This window comes from Streptomyces halobius (assembly GCF_023277745.1).
GTDB lineage: Bacteria > Actinomycetota > Actinomycetes > Streptomycetales > Streptomycetaceae > Streptomyces > Streptomyces halobius.
Window position 1 is genome coordinate 4,535,342 of the sequence record NZ_CP086322.1, and the last position, 16,036, is coordinate 4,551,377.

At 71.5% G+C, this 16,036-nt stretch carries 14 protein-coding genes; 2 read left to right on the top strand and 12 right to left on the bottom strand.

Annotation, left to right across the window (positions count from 1 at the left end):
- The first annotated feature begins 127 nt into the window (after positions 1–127).
- Complete coding sequence (locus K9S39_RS20675; RefSeq protein ID WP_248868877.1) at positions 128–1,606, top strand: CDP-glycerol glycerophosphotransferase family protein; 1,479 nt, start codon at positions 128–130, stop codon at positions 1,604–1,606.
- 99 nt (positions 1,607–1,705) lie between these two features.
- On the opposite strand, the gene K9S39_RS20680 is transcribed toward K9S39_RS20675, so the two are convergent.
- Both K9S39_RS20680 and K9S39_RS20685 read right to left on the bottom strand, forming a co-directional pair.
- The gene (locus K9S39_RS20680) at positions 1,706–3,724 is read right to left on the bottom strand and encodes an NB-ARC domain-containing protein (RefSeq protein WP_248864856.1); all 2,019 of its coding nucleotides are present in this window, start codon (positions 3,722–3,724) and stop codon (positions 1,706–1,708) included.
- Positions 3,725–4,351: 627 nt separating this feature from the next.
- Positions 4,352–5,602: an MFS transporter gene (locus tag K9S39_RS20685; RefSeq protein WP_248864857.1), complete on the bottom strand. Its 1,251-nt coding sequence runs from the start codon at positions 5,600–5,602 to the stop codon at positions 4,352–4,354.
- Between the two features lie 164 nt (positions 5,603–5,766).
- On the opposite strand from K9S39_RS20685, the gene K9S39_RS20690 reads away from it, so the two are divergent.
- Positions 5,767–6,588 (top strand): helix-turn-helix domain-containing protein, encoded by an 822-nt coding sequence (locus K9S39_RS20690; RefSeq protein WP_248864858.1) that lies wholly within the window; start codon positions 5,767–5,769, stop codon positions 6,586–6,588.
- 197 nt (positions 6,589–6,785) lie between these two features.
- Here the strand turns inward: K9S39_RS20690 and K9S39_RS20695 are convergent, their stop codons facing one another.
- The 10 genes from K9S39_RS20695 to K9S39_RS20740 all read right to left on the bottom strand — a co-directional run bounded on the left by K9S39_RS20695 (position 6,786) and on the right by K9S39_RS20740 (position 15,529).
- A complete protein-coding gene (locus K9S39_RS20695) occupies positions 6,786–7,892 on the bottom strand; it encodes a zinc-binding dehydrogenase (RefSeq protein WP_248864859.1) in 1,107 nt (368 codons plus the stop codon).
- Entirely contained in the window at positions 7,889–8,701 is an 813-nt protein-coding gene (locus tag K9S39_RS20700; RefSeq protein ID WP_248864860.1) for a phytanoyl-CoA dioxygenase family protein, read from the bottom strand. The genes K9S39_RS20695 and K9S39_RS20700 overlap by 4 nt, the downstream gene beginning before the upstream one ends.
- A 74-nt stretch (positions 8,702–8,775) precedes the next feature.
- Positions 8,776–9,510 (bottom strand): SDR family NAD(P)-dependent oxidoreductase, encoded by a 735-nt coding sequence (locus K9S39_RS20705; RefSeq protein WP_248864861.1) that lies wholly within the window; start codon positions 9,508–9,510, stop codon positions 8,776–8,778.
- A 31-nt stretch (positions 9,511–9,541) separates the two neighbouring features.
- Positions 9,542–9,958 (bottom strand): aspartate 1-decarboxylase, encoded by a 417-nt coding sequence (gene panD / locus K9S39_RS20710; RefSeq protein WP_248864862.1) that lies wholly within the window; start codon positions 9,956–9,958, stop codon positions 9,542–9,544.
- A gap of 73 nt (positions 9,959–10,031) precedes the next feature.
- Complete coding sequence (locus K9S39_RS20715) at positions 10,032–10,538, bottom strand: flavin reductase family protein (protein ID WP_248864863.1); 507 nt, start codon at positions 10,536–10,538, stop codon at positions 10,032–10,034.
- A 5-nt stretch (positions 10,539–10,543) separates the two neighbouring features.
- Positions 10,544–11,734, bottom strand: coding sequence for an acyl-CoA dehydrogenase family protein (locus K9S39_RS20720; protein ID WP_248864864.1), 1,191 nt, complete (start codon positions 11,732–11,734; stop codon positions 10,544–10,546).
- A gap of 45 nt (positions 11,735–11,779) precedes the next feature.
- Positions 11,780–12,940 carry an acyl-CoA dehydrogenase family protein gene (locus K9S39_RS20725; protein ID WP_248864865.1) on the bottom strand — a complete coding sequence of 387 codons (1,161 nt, stop codon included), beginning with the start codon at positions 12,938–12,940 and terminating at the stop codon, positions 11,780–11,782.
- Complete coding sequence (locus K9S39_RS20730) at positions 12,937–13,200, bottom strand: acyl carrier protein (protein ID WP_248864866.1); 264 nt, start codon at positions 13,198–13,200, stop codon at positions 12,937–12,939. Before K9S39_RS20730 ends, K9S39_RS20725 begins: the two co-directional genes overlap by 4 nt.
- Entirely contained in the window at positions 13,197–14,759 is a 1,563-nt protein-coding gene (locus K9S39_RS20735) for an amino acid adenylation domain-containing protein (protein ID WP_248864867.1), read from the bottom strand. The genes K9S39_RS20730 and K9S39_RS20735 overlap by 4 nt, the downstream gene beginning before the upstream one ends.
- On the bottom strand, positions 14,756–15,529 hold the full coding sequence (locus K9S39_RS20740; protein ID WP_248864868.1) for an alpha/beta fold hydrolase: 774 nt from the start codon (positions 15,527–15,529) through the stop codon (positions 14,756–14,758). Before K9S39_RS20740 ends, K9S39_RS20735 begins: the two co-directional genes overlap by 4 nt.
- Positions 15,530–16,036: the final 507 nt, after the last annotated feature.

A 16,036-nucleotide genomic window follows, 5' to 3' on the forward strand; every position in this document is an offset into this window, starting at 1 on the left:
GTATCGCCTGCTCGACGTTCTCCCCGTCTTCTCCGGTGACGACCGGATCACCCGCCTGTTCACCCTCGTCCCCGGGTCCGACTTCGGAGCCGACGCTCTCTCCGCGATCGACACCCTCGGAGGCCGCATGGTGCCGTGGAGCGAAGCGCGCGGTCACACGTACGACCTGGTCGTCGCCACGAGCCCGAAAGGCGACCTGAGGCTGCTGCGCGGCCCGCATGTCCTCCTGCCGCACGGCGCGGGCTTCAACAAGTCGATCCCCGGCGAAGGCTCGGCCGACTCGGCGTCCGGGCTGGACCCCGCGTATCTGCGACGTACCGACCACGACGCTCCGATAGCGCTGCACGCCCTGGCCCATCCCGATCAGGTCGCCAGGCTGGCAGCCACGGACCCGCGGGCCGCCCGGCACGCGAAGGTGATCGGCGATCTCACTCTGGAACGCGTCCTCGCTTCGTCGTCCCTACGCGACCGCTACCGGGCGGCGCTGGGCACCGGGGCCCGCAAGCTGCTGGTCCTGGTCTCCACGTGGGGGCCCGAGTCCCTCGTCCGGCAGCGCCCCGGACTGCCCGCCCGGCTCGCGACCCAGCTGCCCCACGACGAATACCAGTTGGCGCTCGTGGTCCATCCCAATGAGCGCAGCCTGCTCGGGACGTACGAACTGACCGAGCGCCTGGCGCCGGCCCTCGACGCAGGGATGATCCTCCCGGATCCGCACGAGGAGTGGGCCTCCGTCCTGATCGCCGCCGATGCCCTGGTCACCGACCACGGATCGGCCGCCCTGTACTACTGCGCCACCCAGGACCGCCCCGTCGTGAGCGTCCACCGAGGCGGCGGCGAACTGATCCCCGGCAGCCCGATGGGCGTACTCCTCGACCGGATACCGCAGTTGGGACGCGCCGGAAACATCGCGGACGCGCTGCGGGCGTACCGGCCGGGCCCCGGGCGCGCCGCCGCTCAGGCCGCCTTCGCGCCCCCCGGTGAAGCCGTGGACCGCCTGCGAACCGAGCTCTACGCCCTGCTCGGTCTCGCGCCACCCACTCACGACTGCACACCCCGGCCGCTGCCCTCGCCCGCGCCCGCCAGACATGTCCCCGCGGCGTTCGACGTCCACGTGGAGACCACCGCGGCCGGCGTCCAGATCGCCCGGCGCCCGGCCGGCACCGGGCTGCCCGGCCACCACCTGGCCGTGGAGCACGGCGCCGTCGGCGAACAACTCACCCGTTCCGCCGGCCTGTTGTACCGTCGTCCACTCCCGGGGTCCGCCGCCCCCGTGGACCTGGCCTGGACCGCCGACGGGTGGACTCGGCACGCACTGTCCGCTTACCCGGGCTGTCGTTCGGCGGCGGCCCTGCTGCCGTCCGGCGCGTGCCTGCTCAGAGTCCGCGGTCATGAGCAGACGTACGCCGTCCAGGTCGAACCCCGGTACGAAGGAGGCCGGATCGTACGGATCGACCCAGCCGTCGCGCTGTCGGCCGTACACGCCCGACTGGTCTCTCCTCAGCCCGCCCCGGACAGCCGCACCACGATGAACTGCCTCGTCGGAGAGCGGACTTTCCGCGTCGTCCTCCGCCCGGCCACGAACACCGAAGCCACGCAGGTGATCTAGGCCCTGTCGTCAAACTCCGGTCGTTCGCCCGAAGGGCGGGCCCCGCTGGGAGGTGCCCCAGCGGGGCCCGCCCTTCGGGGGGAAATTCGACGACAGGGCCTAGACCAGGCCGTTGCTCCGCCGGAGGGCCCGGGCCGCCGTACGGTGCTCCTCGGCCTCCGCCAACTGCCCTTCGGCTGTGTTCAAGTCCGCGAGCGCGTCGTGGACGCGTGCCAGATCGAAGCCTGAGCGGCGCCTGCCGGCACGCCCGAGCGACTGCTGGTACAGATCACGGGCCTCGTCCGCCCGACCGAGGCGGTGCAGGACACCGGCGAGGGCGAACGCCGAGCGTCCGATCAGCCTCTCGCGCTTCTCCGCCACGAACCCGGTGTGCGCCTCGGACAGCAGACGATGCGCTGTCTCAAGGTCGCCCACCTTCGCGCTCGCCTCTCCCATCCGGTAGGTCTGGAGCAGGACGCCGTAGGGGTTGGGGATCTCCCGGTGCATGTCGCGGGAGCCGGCGAAGTCGGCCAGAGCTGCGCTCCACTCACCCCGTACGCCCTTGAGCATGCCGCGGTGCTCGACGGCCGACGCGGCGAGCTTGCGGTCCCGTTCGGAGTCCCCGAGCAGTGCAAGGGCGGACATCGCGCCGTCGAGCTGGACCGCGGCCTCGCTCAGCTCTCCCGACTCCCACAGCGGCCTGGCCAGCTGGCAGCGTGTGCGCACCAGCCACCCCGCGTTCCCCCCGTGCCGGACTGCCGAGTCGACGGCGCGCCGGAAGACCTCGACGACCTCGGACTGGTGGGGACGGTCCAGGGCATGCGTCCACACGGGCTCGGACAGGGCCACGACCTCGGTGTCCATCCCACGGCCGTGGGCCAGGCGTGAGCACGCGAACAGCACATGGCGTTCCTCGTCCAGCCAGCGGGCCGCGCGTTCGGCGCGCTCAGCCCGTGCTTCGTCGTCCACGGCCGCTTCCGGATCTTCCAGTGGAACGTCCGGCACACCTGAAACAGGGCCGAAAGAATCCCCTACGGTCAGCCGACGGCCGGCGGCGAACCGGTCGGCCAGCTGGGCCTGCCGTACGAACCAGCGCAGCAGCCTCACCTGCGCCTCGGCCACCTCCCCCTCCGTCGCCTCCCGGCGGGACCGGCGCAGGGCGTGGCCGCGCTGCGGCCCGGGCAGCCGCATCTGGCCGGCCTCCGTCAGCGACAGCAGACGCAGGTCCAGTAATCCAGCCCGGTCCAGCTCCTCCAGGGCGTCCTGGCAGGCCTCCGGTCCCAGCCCCGACAACGCGGTGGCGGAGTGGAGCGTGAACGTCTCACCGGGGTGGTGCGGAAGCAACCGGTAGAGCAGGGCCGCCGGGCGGGACAGATCGGCGTATGCCGCGTCCCAGATGTGCTCCACGCCGGACACGCCCTTCTCGTCCAACTCGGCCTGGAGATCGGCGAGGATACGGGAGAGCGGACGCAGCCGGTGCGTGCGCACCCACCGGCCCGCCACGTGCAGCGCCGCGGGGAGGCCGTCGCACAACCGGACCACCGCCCGCGCCGCCTCCGGGTCGGCGGCCAGCCGGTGGTCACGGACGATCAGCTCCAGCAGTTCCGTTGCCGCCCGCTCCTCCAGCGGCGGCAGCGCCAGATCCACCGCGGCGCCGGCTTCGAGCTCGTGGAGCGGACCATGACTCGTGACGATCACCACGCTGTCGCCCGACGCCGGAAGCAGGGGGACGACCTCCGAGGCGTACCGCGCGTTGTCCAGCACGAGGACCAGTTTCGCGTCGGAGGTCCTGTTCCAGTACTGCCTGCACCGAGCCGCGTACTGGGCCTGCACCTGGTCCGGCGCCACATCGAGGGAGTTCAGCAACTGGGAGAGCACATCACCGGGGTCCAGCACGCCGTCCGCCCGGAAGTCTTCGAGGTCGACGGACAGCACACCATCGGTAAAGGGGTAGCGGTCGAGCAGAGTGCGGGCGATCAGTCCGGCCAGCTCCGTCTTTCCCAAGCCGCCCGGCCCGCTCAGCGCCAGGACCAGCGGACGGGAACGGCTCCGCCAATCCGTCACGGCGCGCACGGCACGCTCCCGCTCATCGTCACGGTTGACGAAGTACACCGGCTCCGGCGGAAGTTCGACCCTCACAACAGTCCCCTCGACCATCCGCAGTGCCCTGCACGCACTGCCCGACGATCATGCACTCTAGAGAGTTTCGCCGCCCGGCGTCCGATATCTCCGAAACCCGGGAGCCCCGGACCTCCGCGGAGGCAGCAAGTCCGGGCTGACGATGCTGGCGTAGTCATGGGCGTAGCACGCGTCGCGGTCCCGCTGTGTGTGTTCCGTGCTGCGCCGTCAAAAGGCGTCCGCGCTCCCCTTGCGCTCCCCCTGTCGCGTCCGGTGACGCTCCAACGCCGCACAGCGACCCCAGCCCATACACCGAACCGGTCTTGTCGGCATCGAACAATGCCGAGGCGGCGCGAGCGATGGCGGGCGGGGCAAAGGTCGCCGCAGCGGTGGATCGCTCAGGGATGCGGCGGCGGAGGCGTTCGCGGCCCTACGGGCTGGGAGTCGCGGAAGGCGAGCGGCTCGTACGCGTACTTCACGGCCCAGCCGGACACGGCGCACGTCCGGTGCGGCGAACGTGAGTTCCCGGGGCGGGTGATGCGCGACGGCGAGTGGCTCGGCTGACCGGGGCCGCAGGCCGTTGCCCCGGCCGCCACGCACCCCTCCAGCCTGTGGAGACATCGACTGGAGGGTTGTTCCGCGCGGCGCTCAGTTCCGATAGCGGGCGCGGCCCACGGCCGCGGCGATGGTCAGCGGGATGGTCAGGACCGCGGCCGTCAGGAACATGCCCCGGTAGGCGTGGTGTTCGGCGGGCTGGGCGGCGAGGGCGCTGGCCAGCGCACTGCCGACGTACAGGGCCAGACCGAACATCGCTACGCCGGTGGCGCGGGCCGTCGGGGACAGGGCGGTGGCCCAGGATTGGACCGTGGAATGCATGAACGACCAGCCGCCACCGAGCAGCAGGGCGCACGCCACCAGTGCGGGCACTGACGTACTGGTCGCGGCGAGGCCGAAGGCCACCAGCATCTGCACCCCACCGGCCACGATCAGCCACACCGGCGACCAGCGCCCTACCAGCCGCTTGACGATCTGCGCCGCGGTCATCGAGCCCACTCCGTAGAGCGCGGACACTGCGCCGGCCAGCGTCGCCGAGGCTCCCTGGACCTCCAGCGCCGGCGCGATATAGGTCAAGAAGCCCAGCAGGACGGCGCCTTCGAGCATCGCGACGGCCATCACGTACCACTGCCAGCGGGAGCGCAGCACGACCTTGAACGGGGCGAACAGCGCACCGGACGCCTCGCGCGGCGGCTCCGGCAGCCGGCGCAGGGCGACTGCCAGATAGGCGGCGATCAGGCCGGGCAGGGCGAAGACCAGGCGCCAGCTGACGTAGTGCGCCAGCGCCCCGGCGATGACGGTCGCCACGGCGGTGCCCAGTGCGAACGCGGTCATCAGCTCGCTGAGCGGGCGCTGGCGGACCGCGGCGGGCACGGTGTCCCCGACGTAGGTGATGGACGCGGCGATGGACGCGGCGAAGAACGCTCCGGCCGCTGCACGGGCCACGATCAGGACCGTCGGGTTGGGTGCGAGCACCGAGGCGAGTGCGGCGACGGCGGCGCCGGCCAGCGAGAGCCGCATCACCCGCACCCGCCCCAGCCGGTCGCTCGCCAGGCCCCATATCGGCTGCATCAGTCCATACGCGAGGAAGTAGCCGCTGGCGGCAAGCATCACCGTGGGGAGCGGTGCGCCCAGCTGGGCGCCGATGAGCATCACCATCGGCGTGATGCAGAAGCGGTCGAAGTTGCTGACGAAGCCGGCGGTGCGCAGCAGGCGCAGCGAGGCGGCAGGCATCGGCGGGGCGGTCGGGCCGTAGGGGGACGTGGCGGCGGTGGCTGGAGGGGGTGTGGGAGTGGGTGTGGGAGTGGGTGTGGGAGTGGCTGGGGGTGAGTCGGTGGTGTCCATGGGGCTCCTTGTGTCCATGCCTGCCGATGCTGTCGGCCCGGCAGGCACCAGCCCATCACCGCAGGCCGGCCGCGTGGTACCGCAGCCGATTACCCTTGCTCACACCCTGCGGGCACGGTGTACGACCCCAGGAGCAGGTCGACAGCGCTAGAGGGAGTGGGCGCGTGCACGGAAGCAGGTCCGACGGCCCGCGCCGCGAACTGGGCGCGTTTCTGCGCTCTCGCCGTGAGCGGCTGGCGCCCGCCGACGTGGGGCTGCCCGGCTCGCCGCGGCGCCGCACCCCGGGGCTGCGGCGCGATGAGGTCGCGGAGCTGGCCGGGGTCAGCAGCTCCTGGTACGCCTGGCTGGAGCAGGGCCGGGTGCGGACGTCGGAGCAGGTGCTGCGGTCGGTGGCGCGGGCGCTGCAGCTGAACGCGGACGAGACTGCGCATGTGCTGTCGTTCGTGGAACACACCGCGCGGGCCGGGCGCCCGCCTGGATGGGTGTCGCGCAACCTGCTGTCGCTGGTGGAGTCGCTGGCACCGAACCCGGCGGTGGTGCTCGACCCGCACTGGGACCTGCTGGCCTGGAACGCGGGGTACACCGCGCTCCTCACCGACCTGGCACGGCTCGCGCCCAAACAGCGCAATCTGCTGTGGCTGGTCTTCCGCTGGCAGCCCGCCCGTACGCTGCTGGCCAGTTGGGAGTCGGAGGCGCGGAGTCTGCTCGGCCAGTTCCGGGCGCAGGCGGCCCGGTACCCAGAGGACGGCAGGTACGCCGAGGTCGCCGGGGAACTGCTGGCCGATCCGGACGCCGCCCGCTGGTACGACCGCCGGGAGACCTCGGCGTTCCACCCCGCCGTACGACATTTCCGGCACCCGGTCGCCGGTGATCTGCGGCTGCGGTACGTCAAACTCGCCGCCGTGGACGAGCCGGGCCACCACCTGCTGGCCTACCTCCCCGACGACCCGGCTACGGAGAAGGCGCTGCAGGCGCTCATCGAGTGAGCCGGTGTCCCGGCCGGGCCCCGTAAGGCGGGCAGACAGGCGCGACGGCCCGGCCGCGGCGGTGAGCCACGGCCGGGCCGTCCTCTTCACCGTCACCGGTGTACCGCGGGGCCGGTACGCCAGGAGGTGGGCATCGGGTGGTGAGGTGTCCGGGCGCGTGAGGTGTCAGGGCCTGCGCGGTGCCAGGACGTGTGGCGTCAGGACGTCAGCACCGCCTTCATCACCGATCCGTCGGCGACCGCGGCGAGCGCGTTGGCGTGCTCCTCCAGCGGGAAAGCCGTCACCAGGCCCGCCAGGGCGAACCGGGCGGTCAGGGCCGGCAGCAGGCGGACGTACTCGACGAGATGGGCGCCGGTGAATGCCCAGGAGCCGACGACGTCGAGCTGCCGGTGGACGATCTGGTGCGGGTTGATCAGGGTGTCCCCGGCGTCCGTGTACTGGCCGATGATCAGGTAACTGCCGCCCCGGCGGGCCAGGGTGAGGCCCTGCCCGACGGCGGCTGGCACCCCGGCGCACTCGATGACCAGGTCGGCGCCGTCCCCGCCGGTGGCCTCCCGCACCTTCCGCAGGACCATCTCGGGGTCGTCGACGCCGGCGATGTTCAGGTGGACGTCACCGATGCCGGCCGCGCGGGCTCGGTCCAGCCGGGCGGCCGGACCGCCCACGACGATGACCTTGGCGGCGCCGGCCAGCTGCGCGAACGCGGCCGCCGCCAGCCCGACCGGGCCGCTGCCCTGCACCACGACGGTCTCGCCGAGCCGCACCGGCCGCCGCTCGTAGAGCGCGTGGGCCACGGTGGGTCCGGCGCAGGCCAGCGACATGGCGGCGAGCGGGTCGGTGCCGTCGGGCACCTTGATCACGGTGGTGCCGGGCTGCAGCACGATGTGGTCGGCCCAGGCACCAGAGAGCTCCGGACCGTCGCCGAGGGCGCGGTTGACGCCGTAGGTGCGGCGCCGCTCGCACAGGGTCGGCTCGCGGTGCAGCCGGCAGGGCGGGCAGACGCCGCAGGCGATGGAGGAGGCCCACATCACCGTGTCGCCGGCCGCAAGCGGCGCCCCGGCGGCGTCGTGGTGGGTACCGGCGCCCAACGCCTGTACCACACCGAGCCCTTCGTGTCCGAGCGTGAGCGGTATGGGGATGTCCAAGTGGCCCTGCTGCAGGTGCAGGTCGGTGCCGCAGACGCCGCCGTATCCGCAGGCGACGATCAGGCCGCCGTCGGGGGCCTGCGGCAGCGGGAACTCCCGCAGCCGCAGCGGCTTGCCGAACTCCTCCAGGACGACGGCGCGTCCGGTGCGCCGTGTCATGCCGCCACCGTGCCCAGCGTCTGGGAGAACGGCGCCGCCAGCGGGCGCAGCGGCTCGGTGTCGCGGCACACGACGTACTCCGGCCGGGGCTCGCCCTTGGGCCGCGGCAGGTTGCTGCAGTCGTTGTAGGTGGCGATCAGCAGCCGGCGGGCGAACGGCGACATGTTGGGCGCCGAGCCGTGCATGATCTCGGGGGAGAACAGCACGACGGAGCCGGCCGGGCCCTTGGGGCTCGTCATGCCGTAGCGGTCGACGTGCTCCGTGAGCTGCTGTGGCGTCAGCGAGATGTCGTCGGGGTCGAGGTGCTGCTCGGACCTGGCGGCGGCCGAGCGGCCCTCGCGGACGAGCCCCTGCCGGTGCGAGCCGGGCAGGAAGATGACCGGGCCGTTGAACTCGGTGACGTCGTCGAGGAAGACTCCGATGTTGACCTGGCGCGGGGCGGGCAGGCCGTCGGCGAGGCGCCAGGCGAGGTAGTCCTGGTGCCAGGCCCACTTGTCGCCGCCGAAGGCCGGCTTGGCGTTGATCTTGAACTGGTAGACGTAGACGTCGTCGGTGAGCAGCTGCTGGACGGGCTCCAGGATGCGCGGGTCGCGGATCAGGCCCGCGTACTCGGGCTGCCGCTGGTGCGAGGAGTAGACGGCGCGCACCTCCGTCCCGCCGTCCTCGGCCACCACCTGCGGGCCGGGTACCTTCGCATCGCGCTCGAAGGCCGCGCGCAGGATCTCCACCTCCTCTGCGTCGAGGAGGGATTCGAGCATGAGGAACCCGTGCGCGTCGTAGTGGTCTGCCTGTTGCTGGGTCAGTCGCATGAGTTTCTTCTCCTGAGAGGTGAGGGAATCTGTCGGGACGGACCGGTAGGGATGTGCGTACCGGTGGCGGGGGGTCATCCCATGAAGTGGCCGCCGTCGACGATGAGTTGCTGTCCGGAGACATAGCCGCTGCGCGCGGTCACCAGAAATTCCAGGGCGTCGGCCATGTCCTCGGCCGTGCCGAGCCGGCGGCCCGGGATGGTGTCCAGGACGGCGGCCAGCCTCTCCGGGTCGTCGAGGCGGTAGCGCTCGGTGACCTCTTCGGTGTCGGTGAATCCGGGCAGCAGGGCGTTCACCCTGATGTGCGGGGCGAGTTCCAGGGCCAGGCACTTGGTGAGCTGGAGCAGGCCCGCCTTGCTCGCGCAGTAGTTGGCGCCGTTCACCCGGGGGCGGATCGCCGTGGTGGAGGCGACGTTGACGATGCTGCCGCCGCCGGCCTCCGTCATCGCGGGCGCCAGGGCCTGGCTGAGGTGGAAGGGGCCGGAGAGGTTGGTGGCCAGCACCGTGTCCCAGTCCTCGGTGGTCATCGACAGGAACGGCCGGTCGCGGTTGACGCCGGCGTTGTTGACGAGCACGGAGGGTGCGCCGTACTCGCCGGTGATCCGGTAGCAGACCGCCCGGATCTCCTCGGGTCGGGCGAGATCGCAGCGCAGCGTCTCGATCCGGCCTTGGCCGGCCTTCGCGGTCTGCTGTGCGGCGAAGTCGTCACCCCGGTAGAGGGCGATCACCCGGTGGCCGAGGGCGGCGAGCCTGAGGCTCAGTGCCCGTCCGATGCCGCGGGTGCCACCGCTGACCACTGAGATCGTCATGGCATCTCCCTGAAGTAGCCTCCGCAGGCGCTTAGTTGGCTACGAGGTCGCCGCGCTTGAGGCCCGACCCCTCGGGCACCTCGGCCGGGTCGCCGCCCAGGCCCGAAATGGCGTTGTGCTCGTCGACGAAGACGACGTCGGGGACGAACGAGGCGGCCTCGGCGTCCGTCATGGAGGCATAGGCGATGAGGATGACGAGGTCGCCTGGGCTGATGAGCCGGGCCGCGGCGCCGTTGATGCCGATGACGCCGGAGCCGGCCGGGCCCTCGATGACATACGTGGACAGCCGGGCGCCGTTGTCGATGTCGACGATGTCGACCTTCTCGCCGGCCATCAGGTTCGCGGCCTTCATCAGATCGGAGTCGACGGTCACCGATCCGACGTAGTGCAGGTCGGCCTGGGTGACGGTGGCGCGGTGGATCTTCGACTTCATCAGGGTGCGATACATGGGGATTCCTCACGTGTAGTGGGACGTGCGGTGGTTCGGCGCGGCCGCGGGTGGGCCGGCGGGCGCGGCCGGGTCAGGCCTGCCAAGTGGCGTAGCGGCGCATGCCGTACAGCAGCGGCGCCGCTTCGGTGGCCGGGGTGTGCGTCTGGATGCGCACCACCTCGCCGATCACAACGGTGTGATCGCCGGCCGGGGTGAGGCGGGTGACGCGGCACTCCGCGGTGGCGTGCGCGTCCTGCGGCAGCGCCGGCAGACCGGTGACGGGCGCGGGCTGCCAGGGGACGGTGCTGAACCGCTCGGCGGCCGGCCCGGCGAACGCTGCGGCGGCGCGCCGCCCCCCGCTGTGCAGGAGGTTGACGATGAAGCTCCCGCGGGCGGCGAGGATCGGGAGGGTGCTCCCGCTGTTGCCCGCGCACACCAGCAGCTGCGGCGGGTCGAGGGAGACCGAGCACAGGGCGGTGCAGGTGAAGCCGTACGGCCTGCCCTCTGCGTCGGCGGTGGTGATGACGGCGACGCCGCTGGGGTGGGAGCCCATCAGGGCCCGGAAGGCGTCGCGGGTCACCGCGAGTTCGTCCTGCACGGGGGTCACCATGCGAAGGCCCGGGCGTCGTAGAGGTTGACACCGACGGCGGACTTGCCCAGGTACTCCAGACACTCCTGCGGCTTGGCGGGCATCACATGGGCGAACTGGGCTTCGCGGATCAGCCGCTCCAGCGGGTGGCTGCGGCTGACGGCGGCCGAGCCGCACAGCCGCAGCGCGTCCTGGGCGAGCTGCGGGCCGACCTCGCCGACGACGTACTTGGCGGCGTGCACCATGGCGTTGGCCTCCAGGCTGCCGCGCTGGCCGGTGACGAGGTCACCGGCCTCGTGCACCAGAGCGCGGGCGGCCCACAGCCGGGCGGCCATCCTGCCCAGCTCCTGCTGTACGACAGGGGAGTCGGCGCGGGCGGGAGAGGCGGTGACATGGTCGACGGTGTGCTGGAAGAGGGCCTCGGCGATACCGAGGTAGGCGCCGGTGTAGCCGGCGATCATCCAGTGCGGTTCGCGGACGACCTTGAACAGGGACATGCCCTCGACACCAAGGTAGAGGCGGGAACGGGGCACCGGGACCTCGTCCAGCGTCATAGGGGCGGTGCTCGTGCCGTACATCGCCGACATGTGCTGCACAGTGCCGAAGCTGACGCCGGGGTCGTCGGCGGCGACGACGAAGTGCGACACCTCGCCGGTGTCCTCGCTGCCGTCGTCGGCGGCGGCCGCGACGACGTAGTAGTCGGCGGCGCCGGCCAGCGACACAAAGGACTTCTTGCCGCTCAGTATGTAGTGCGTGCCGTCGTCGGAAAGGCGGTACCGGGTCCGCATTCCGCGGAGTTTGGCGCCGCGGCCGGCCTCGGAGGTGGCGGAGGCGAACAGTTTGCGCCCATTCACGACCTCGTCCAGCATCCAGGCGCGGAACATCTCGGCGGCCGGGGGCAGCCGCGTGCCGTCGGCGTCGGCCAGCGCCCCCATGACGACGTGGTGCATGTTGAAGCCGAGGGCGGCAGCACCATTGTGCCGGGCGAGTTCGGCCAGCACCCGCCAGTAGTCGCCGAAGCCGATGCCGGCGCCGCCCGCTTCCTGGGGGACGAGCAGGGCGAGCAGACCGGACTCGCGCAGCACGCGATAGGTCTCGTGGCCGTAATCGCGGCCGGCGTCGGTGTCGGAGGCGAGCGGGGCAAGTTGGGCGCCGGCCTCCGCGGCGAGTTTGAGGAGGTCATCGAGTTGGGTCGGCAGCGTCATCGAAATCCTTCGGGTCGGTGGTCGGCCGGTCGGTTTCCCGTCCGGTCAGTTCTCGACGGGGAGGCCGAGTTGGCGTGCGACACCCACGCGCAGCAGGTCGTTCGGGCCGGCGTAGGTGAGGGCCGCCATGGGGCCGGCCAGGTCGGCGGCGAGGTCGAAGTCGGGGAGGAAGGCACGGACGCCGGAGAGCGCGGTGGCGTGCTCGGTCAGCCGTACGTAGTCCTCGGAAACGGAGATCTTGGTAAGCGCGGCCTCGGCGGCCAACTGCCGGGCGGGCGTGCCGGCATCGAGCCGGGCGGCCATCGAGTAGAGCTGGACGCGGGAGCGGTGCAGCGCCAGGGCCATATCGCTGATCCGGCCGGCGACCTGGTGGCTCGCGCCCATGCTGCGGTTGAAGTGGTCGCGGTCCGCGGCCCAGTCGACGGTGCGGGCCAGGAGGCGCTGCATCGGGCCGAGGGCGTAGCCGAGGATGACGGAACGCTCCCAGGCGGTGGTGGAGGCCATCACCGCCAGCCCGGAGCCCTCCTCGCCGAGCAGCGCACCGGCCGGCAGCCGGGCACCTTCGAAGATGAGCTCTCCCATCGGCACAGTGGGCAGGGCGGTCTTGGCGAAGGTCTCGCCGCGGCGGATCCCCGGCAGGTCGAGCGGGAAGAGGAACGCGGAGAGCGCGAACGGTGAGCGTCCCTCGGCGGTACGGGCGAAGACGATCGCCCGGTCGGCCACGGGCGCGGCGGTGATGAACGTCTTGGCGCCGTCGAGTACGAAGCCGTCACCATCGCGCCGGGCGCGGGTCTCCATGGAGAATGGGTCACTGCCGCCGCCACGTTCGGTCAGCGCGTGGCACAGCAGCACCCGCCCCTGCTGGACGTCATCGACCGCCCGCCAGGCGCCGTCGCCGAGGGCGTCCCGCAGTGGGAACTGCATGCCGAAGAGCTGCGAGGCCAGCGCGTAGCACAGACCCGGATCGGCGCCGGCCAGACCGATGCCCTCGATCACGGCGAGCGAGCGGGTGACCGGGCCGGGTGCCGTGGCGTCCGGCCCGGCGAGCTGGAGCACCCCGAGGTCGGCCATGGCCCGCCACTGGGCGGTGAAGCCCTCGTCCGCGATCTGCGCCACCACCGGTGCCGCCAAGTCCCGGTACGTGTCGACGATTTCCTCGGTCTCCGGGGCGCCGGTGCGCAGGGCCGCGGTGGCCGCCGCGCTCACTTGCGGCCCTCGCCGGACAGGTTCTCGATGGCGCTCCAAAGGGCCTTGGGGCTACGGAAGTTGGCAGCGACGATCTCGGTGTCGGGCAGGCTGATGCCGGCTTCCTTGTCGAGCGCCGCGACGATCTCCATGATCGCCAGCGAGTCGACCAGGCCCAGCTCGAGCAGCGGGGTGTCGGCGTTCAGCGAGCCGGCGTCCTCGCCGCGTCCCCACGTGATACGGCTGCCGATGAGGGTGCAGAGTTCTTCGACGCTGTTCATACGGTGATCTCCTCCTGCAGTGCGGGGCCGTCGGTGTCGCTCAGCACGCGGCGATCGACCTTCCCGCTGATAGTGGTGGGCAGAGTGGTGAGCGGCACCACCCGGTCGGGCAGCATCCGCTTGGGCAGCACATCGCGCAGCGCGGCCAGGACCTCTCGCTCGGTGGCGTCGGTCTGTGCGTAGACCCAGATCTGGCCGGAGTGCGGGCCGTGCTTGGCGACGACCGCGGCGGTGGCGACCTGCGGCAGCTCAAGGGCGGCGTTCTCCACGTCCATCAGGTCGATGCGGTGGCCGCGCCGCTTGACCTGGTTGTCGCGCCGGCCGCGCAGGAACACCAGGCCGTCGGGGGCGATCCGGCCCATGTCGCCGCTGGCGTAGGCGCGGCGGACCGCACCGTCGCGGAAGGTGACGTTGACGGTGGGGTCGCTCGGTTCGCCACCACGCAGATAGCCCTGGAAGACGGTGGGTCCGGCGATGTGGATCTCGCCCGGGCCGTCGGTGGGACGGCCGTCCTCGTCAAGCACTTCGATGTGGACGCCGCCGATGCCGCGGCCGATGGGCATTGCCCGGTCGGCGGTCCAGTCGGCCGGCACCCGGTAGTAGGTGCAGGCATTGGTCTCGGTGGGCCCGTACAGGTTGTAGAAGGGCACCCCGTCGAGCAACTGCAGGTACTGCTCCAGCAGTTCGGGGGCGAACGCCTCCCCGCCGAAGGCCGCAATACGCAGGGCCGGCGGCGGGGCGTCGGCGATACCGCCCTGCTGGAGCATGCCGTGGTAGAGGGACGGCACAGCCATGAAGACGGTGATGCGCTGCTCGGCCAGCCATCCGACAACATCCCGCGGGAAGGCCCGAAGCAGGTCCGGCATCAGGACCGTGCAGGCCCCCACGGCGGCGGCGCTGAACAGGTCGAAGGTGGTCAGGTCGAAGGTGAGGGCGGCCTGCGAGCCGATCCGGTCCTCCGGTGTGAGGCCGAACTCGCCGGCGGCCCACAGCGCGTAGTGGGCAACGTTCTCGTGTGAGAGCAGGACGCCCTTGGGCCAGCCGGTGCTGCCGGAGGTGAACAGGATGTAGCCGCCGGAGTCGGTGGGCGCGGGCAGTGGTGCGGGGCGTTCCTCGGGGGCGAGGATCCGCAGCCGGTGCAGTCCGTGGTCGAGGGCGCTCTCGGTGACCGGGGCTCCGTCGCGGGCGCGGGTGGCGGCGCGGCGGGCCCCGGCCAGGGCACGGCCGCAGGTCAGCATCAGGGACAGGCCCGTGTTGCGGATCATGCGGGCGGTACGTTCCGGCGGGTCGGCGATGTCGAGGGGCGTGGTCACCGCACCGGCCCGCAGCGCCGCGTACAGGGCGATGACGGTGGCCGGGGTCTTGGGGGCGTAGACGCCGACTCGGTCGCCCGGTGCGACGCCGGTGGCGGACAGTTCGGCCGCCAATGCATCGACGGCGCGGTCGAGTTCGGCATACGTCCAGCTCTCGCCGCCTCCCTCCAGAGCGGTGCGGTCGGGGTATGCCCGCGCGGAGCGGGCCAGCAGGGCATCGAGGCGTACGGAGGTCTGCTCGGTCATCGGGCGACCTCCACGGTCTGCGCGTGCTCGGCGAGGAAGTCGCCGACGGTGTCGATGACGAGGTCGGGGCGGACCAGGTGGGGGTAGTGGTCACAGCCCTCGGGGACCAGGCGCCGGAAGGGGCCGCGCACCGCGCGCTCGACGGCGTCGACCTGGGCGAGGGAGCCGTACTCGTCCGCGTCGCCCTGGATCACCAGCACCGGAGCGGTGACGTCGAGGTCGTCCTCGATGGACCAGTTGCGGAAGGGGGGCGAGAGCCAGACTCCGCTCCAGCGCTCGAAGACCCCCCGGGGGTCGTCGTGCACCATGGCCATCTTCTTGGCGAGCGGGCCCGCCTCGTAGGAGGCGCGGGCGTTCTCGATGCCCATGCGGTTCTCGTCTTCGAAGTACATGTGCGGGCCCATCCCCACGACGGCTTCCACGGGGTGCGCCGAGGCGTACAGCAGTCCGATGGAGGCGCCGTCGCTGTGGCCGACGAGAACGGGCCGGTGCATGCCCAGCGCGTCGAGCAGCTCGGGCAGCACGTCCTGGGCGTGCTCGTGCATGTAGCGGGGGGTGCGGGGCAGCGGGTCGGGGCCGCTGCCGCCGTTTCCGTGGCGGGAGTAGACCAGGGCGCGGCGTCCGGTGGCAGCGGCCAGCCGGGCGGGGAAGCGTCCCCAGGCCGCGAGGCAGCCGAGTCCGCCGTGCAGGAAGACCAGGGGTGCCAGATCCGGGTCACCGTCGACGACAACATGCTCAAGGGGACCGTTGCGCATATCGATTACCGGCACAGCAAAAATCCTTCTTAGTGATTTACGGCAGCAGAACGGACATTTAGAAAAGCCCAGTCGGCATAGCCCTCGATGGGCAGCAAAGACGTACCGGGAAGGGTCGGTCGACAGGCCCGTAAAGAAGACGTGAAGAGATGAGGGAATAAGTTTCGAGAGGGCAGCGGTCATCGACGGCACGACGACCCGGAGTCGGCGTACCGCATCGATCCGAATTACCAGTCCGCGCCCAGTGCCGCTACCCGGCGGCGCGCGGAATCGGCGCTACGAAGCGCGCCCGACAGGCATGGCAGACAGGTGGAATGGGGCCTGGAGCGCCGCCATCCACCGGACGTCTCGACCGGACGCGAATGCCTTTACATGTTCTTTGGCTGATTTTTGCGCTATGCCGATCGATGACGCGCACAAATTAATGATCATGATGAAACCCCCGTTGGACGCATGGCTACACGCAGCGTCAGGTAATGACCCGTCACGCTGGCCGGACATCCCGTCCGCGCGGCCACACCC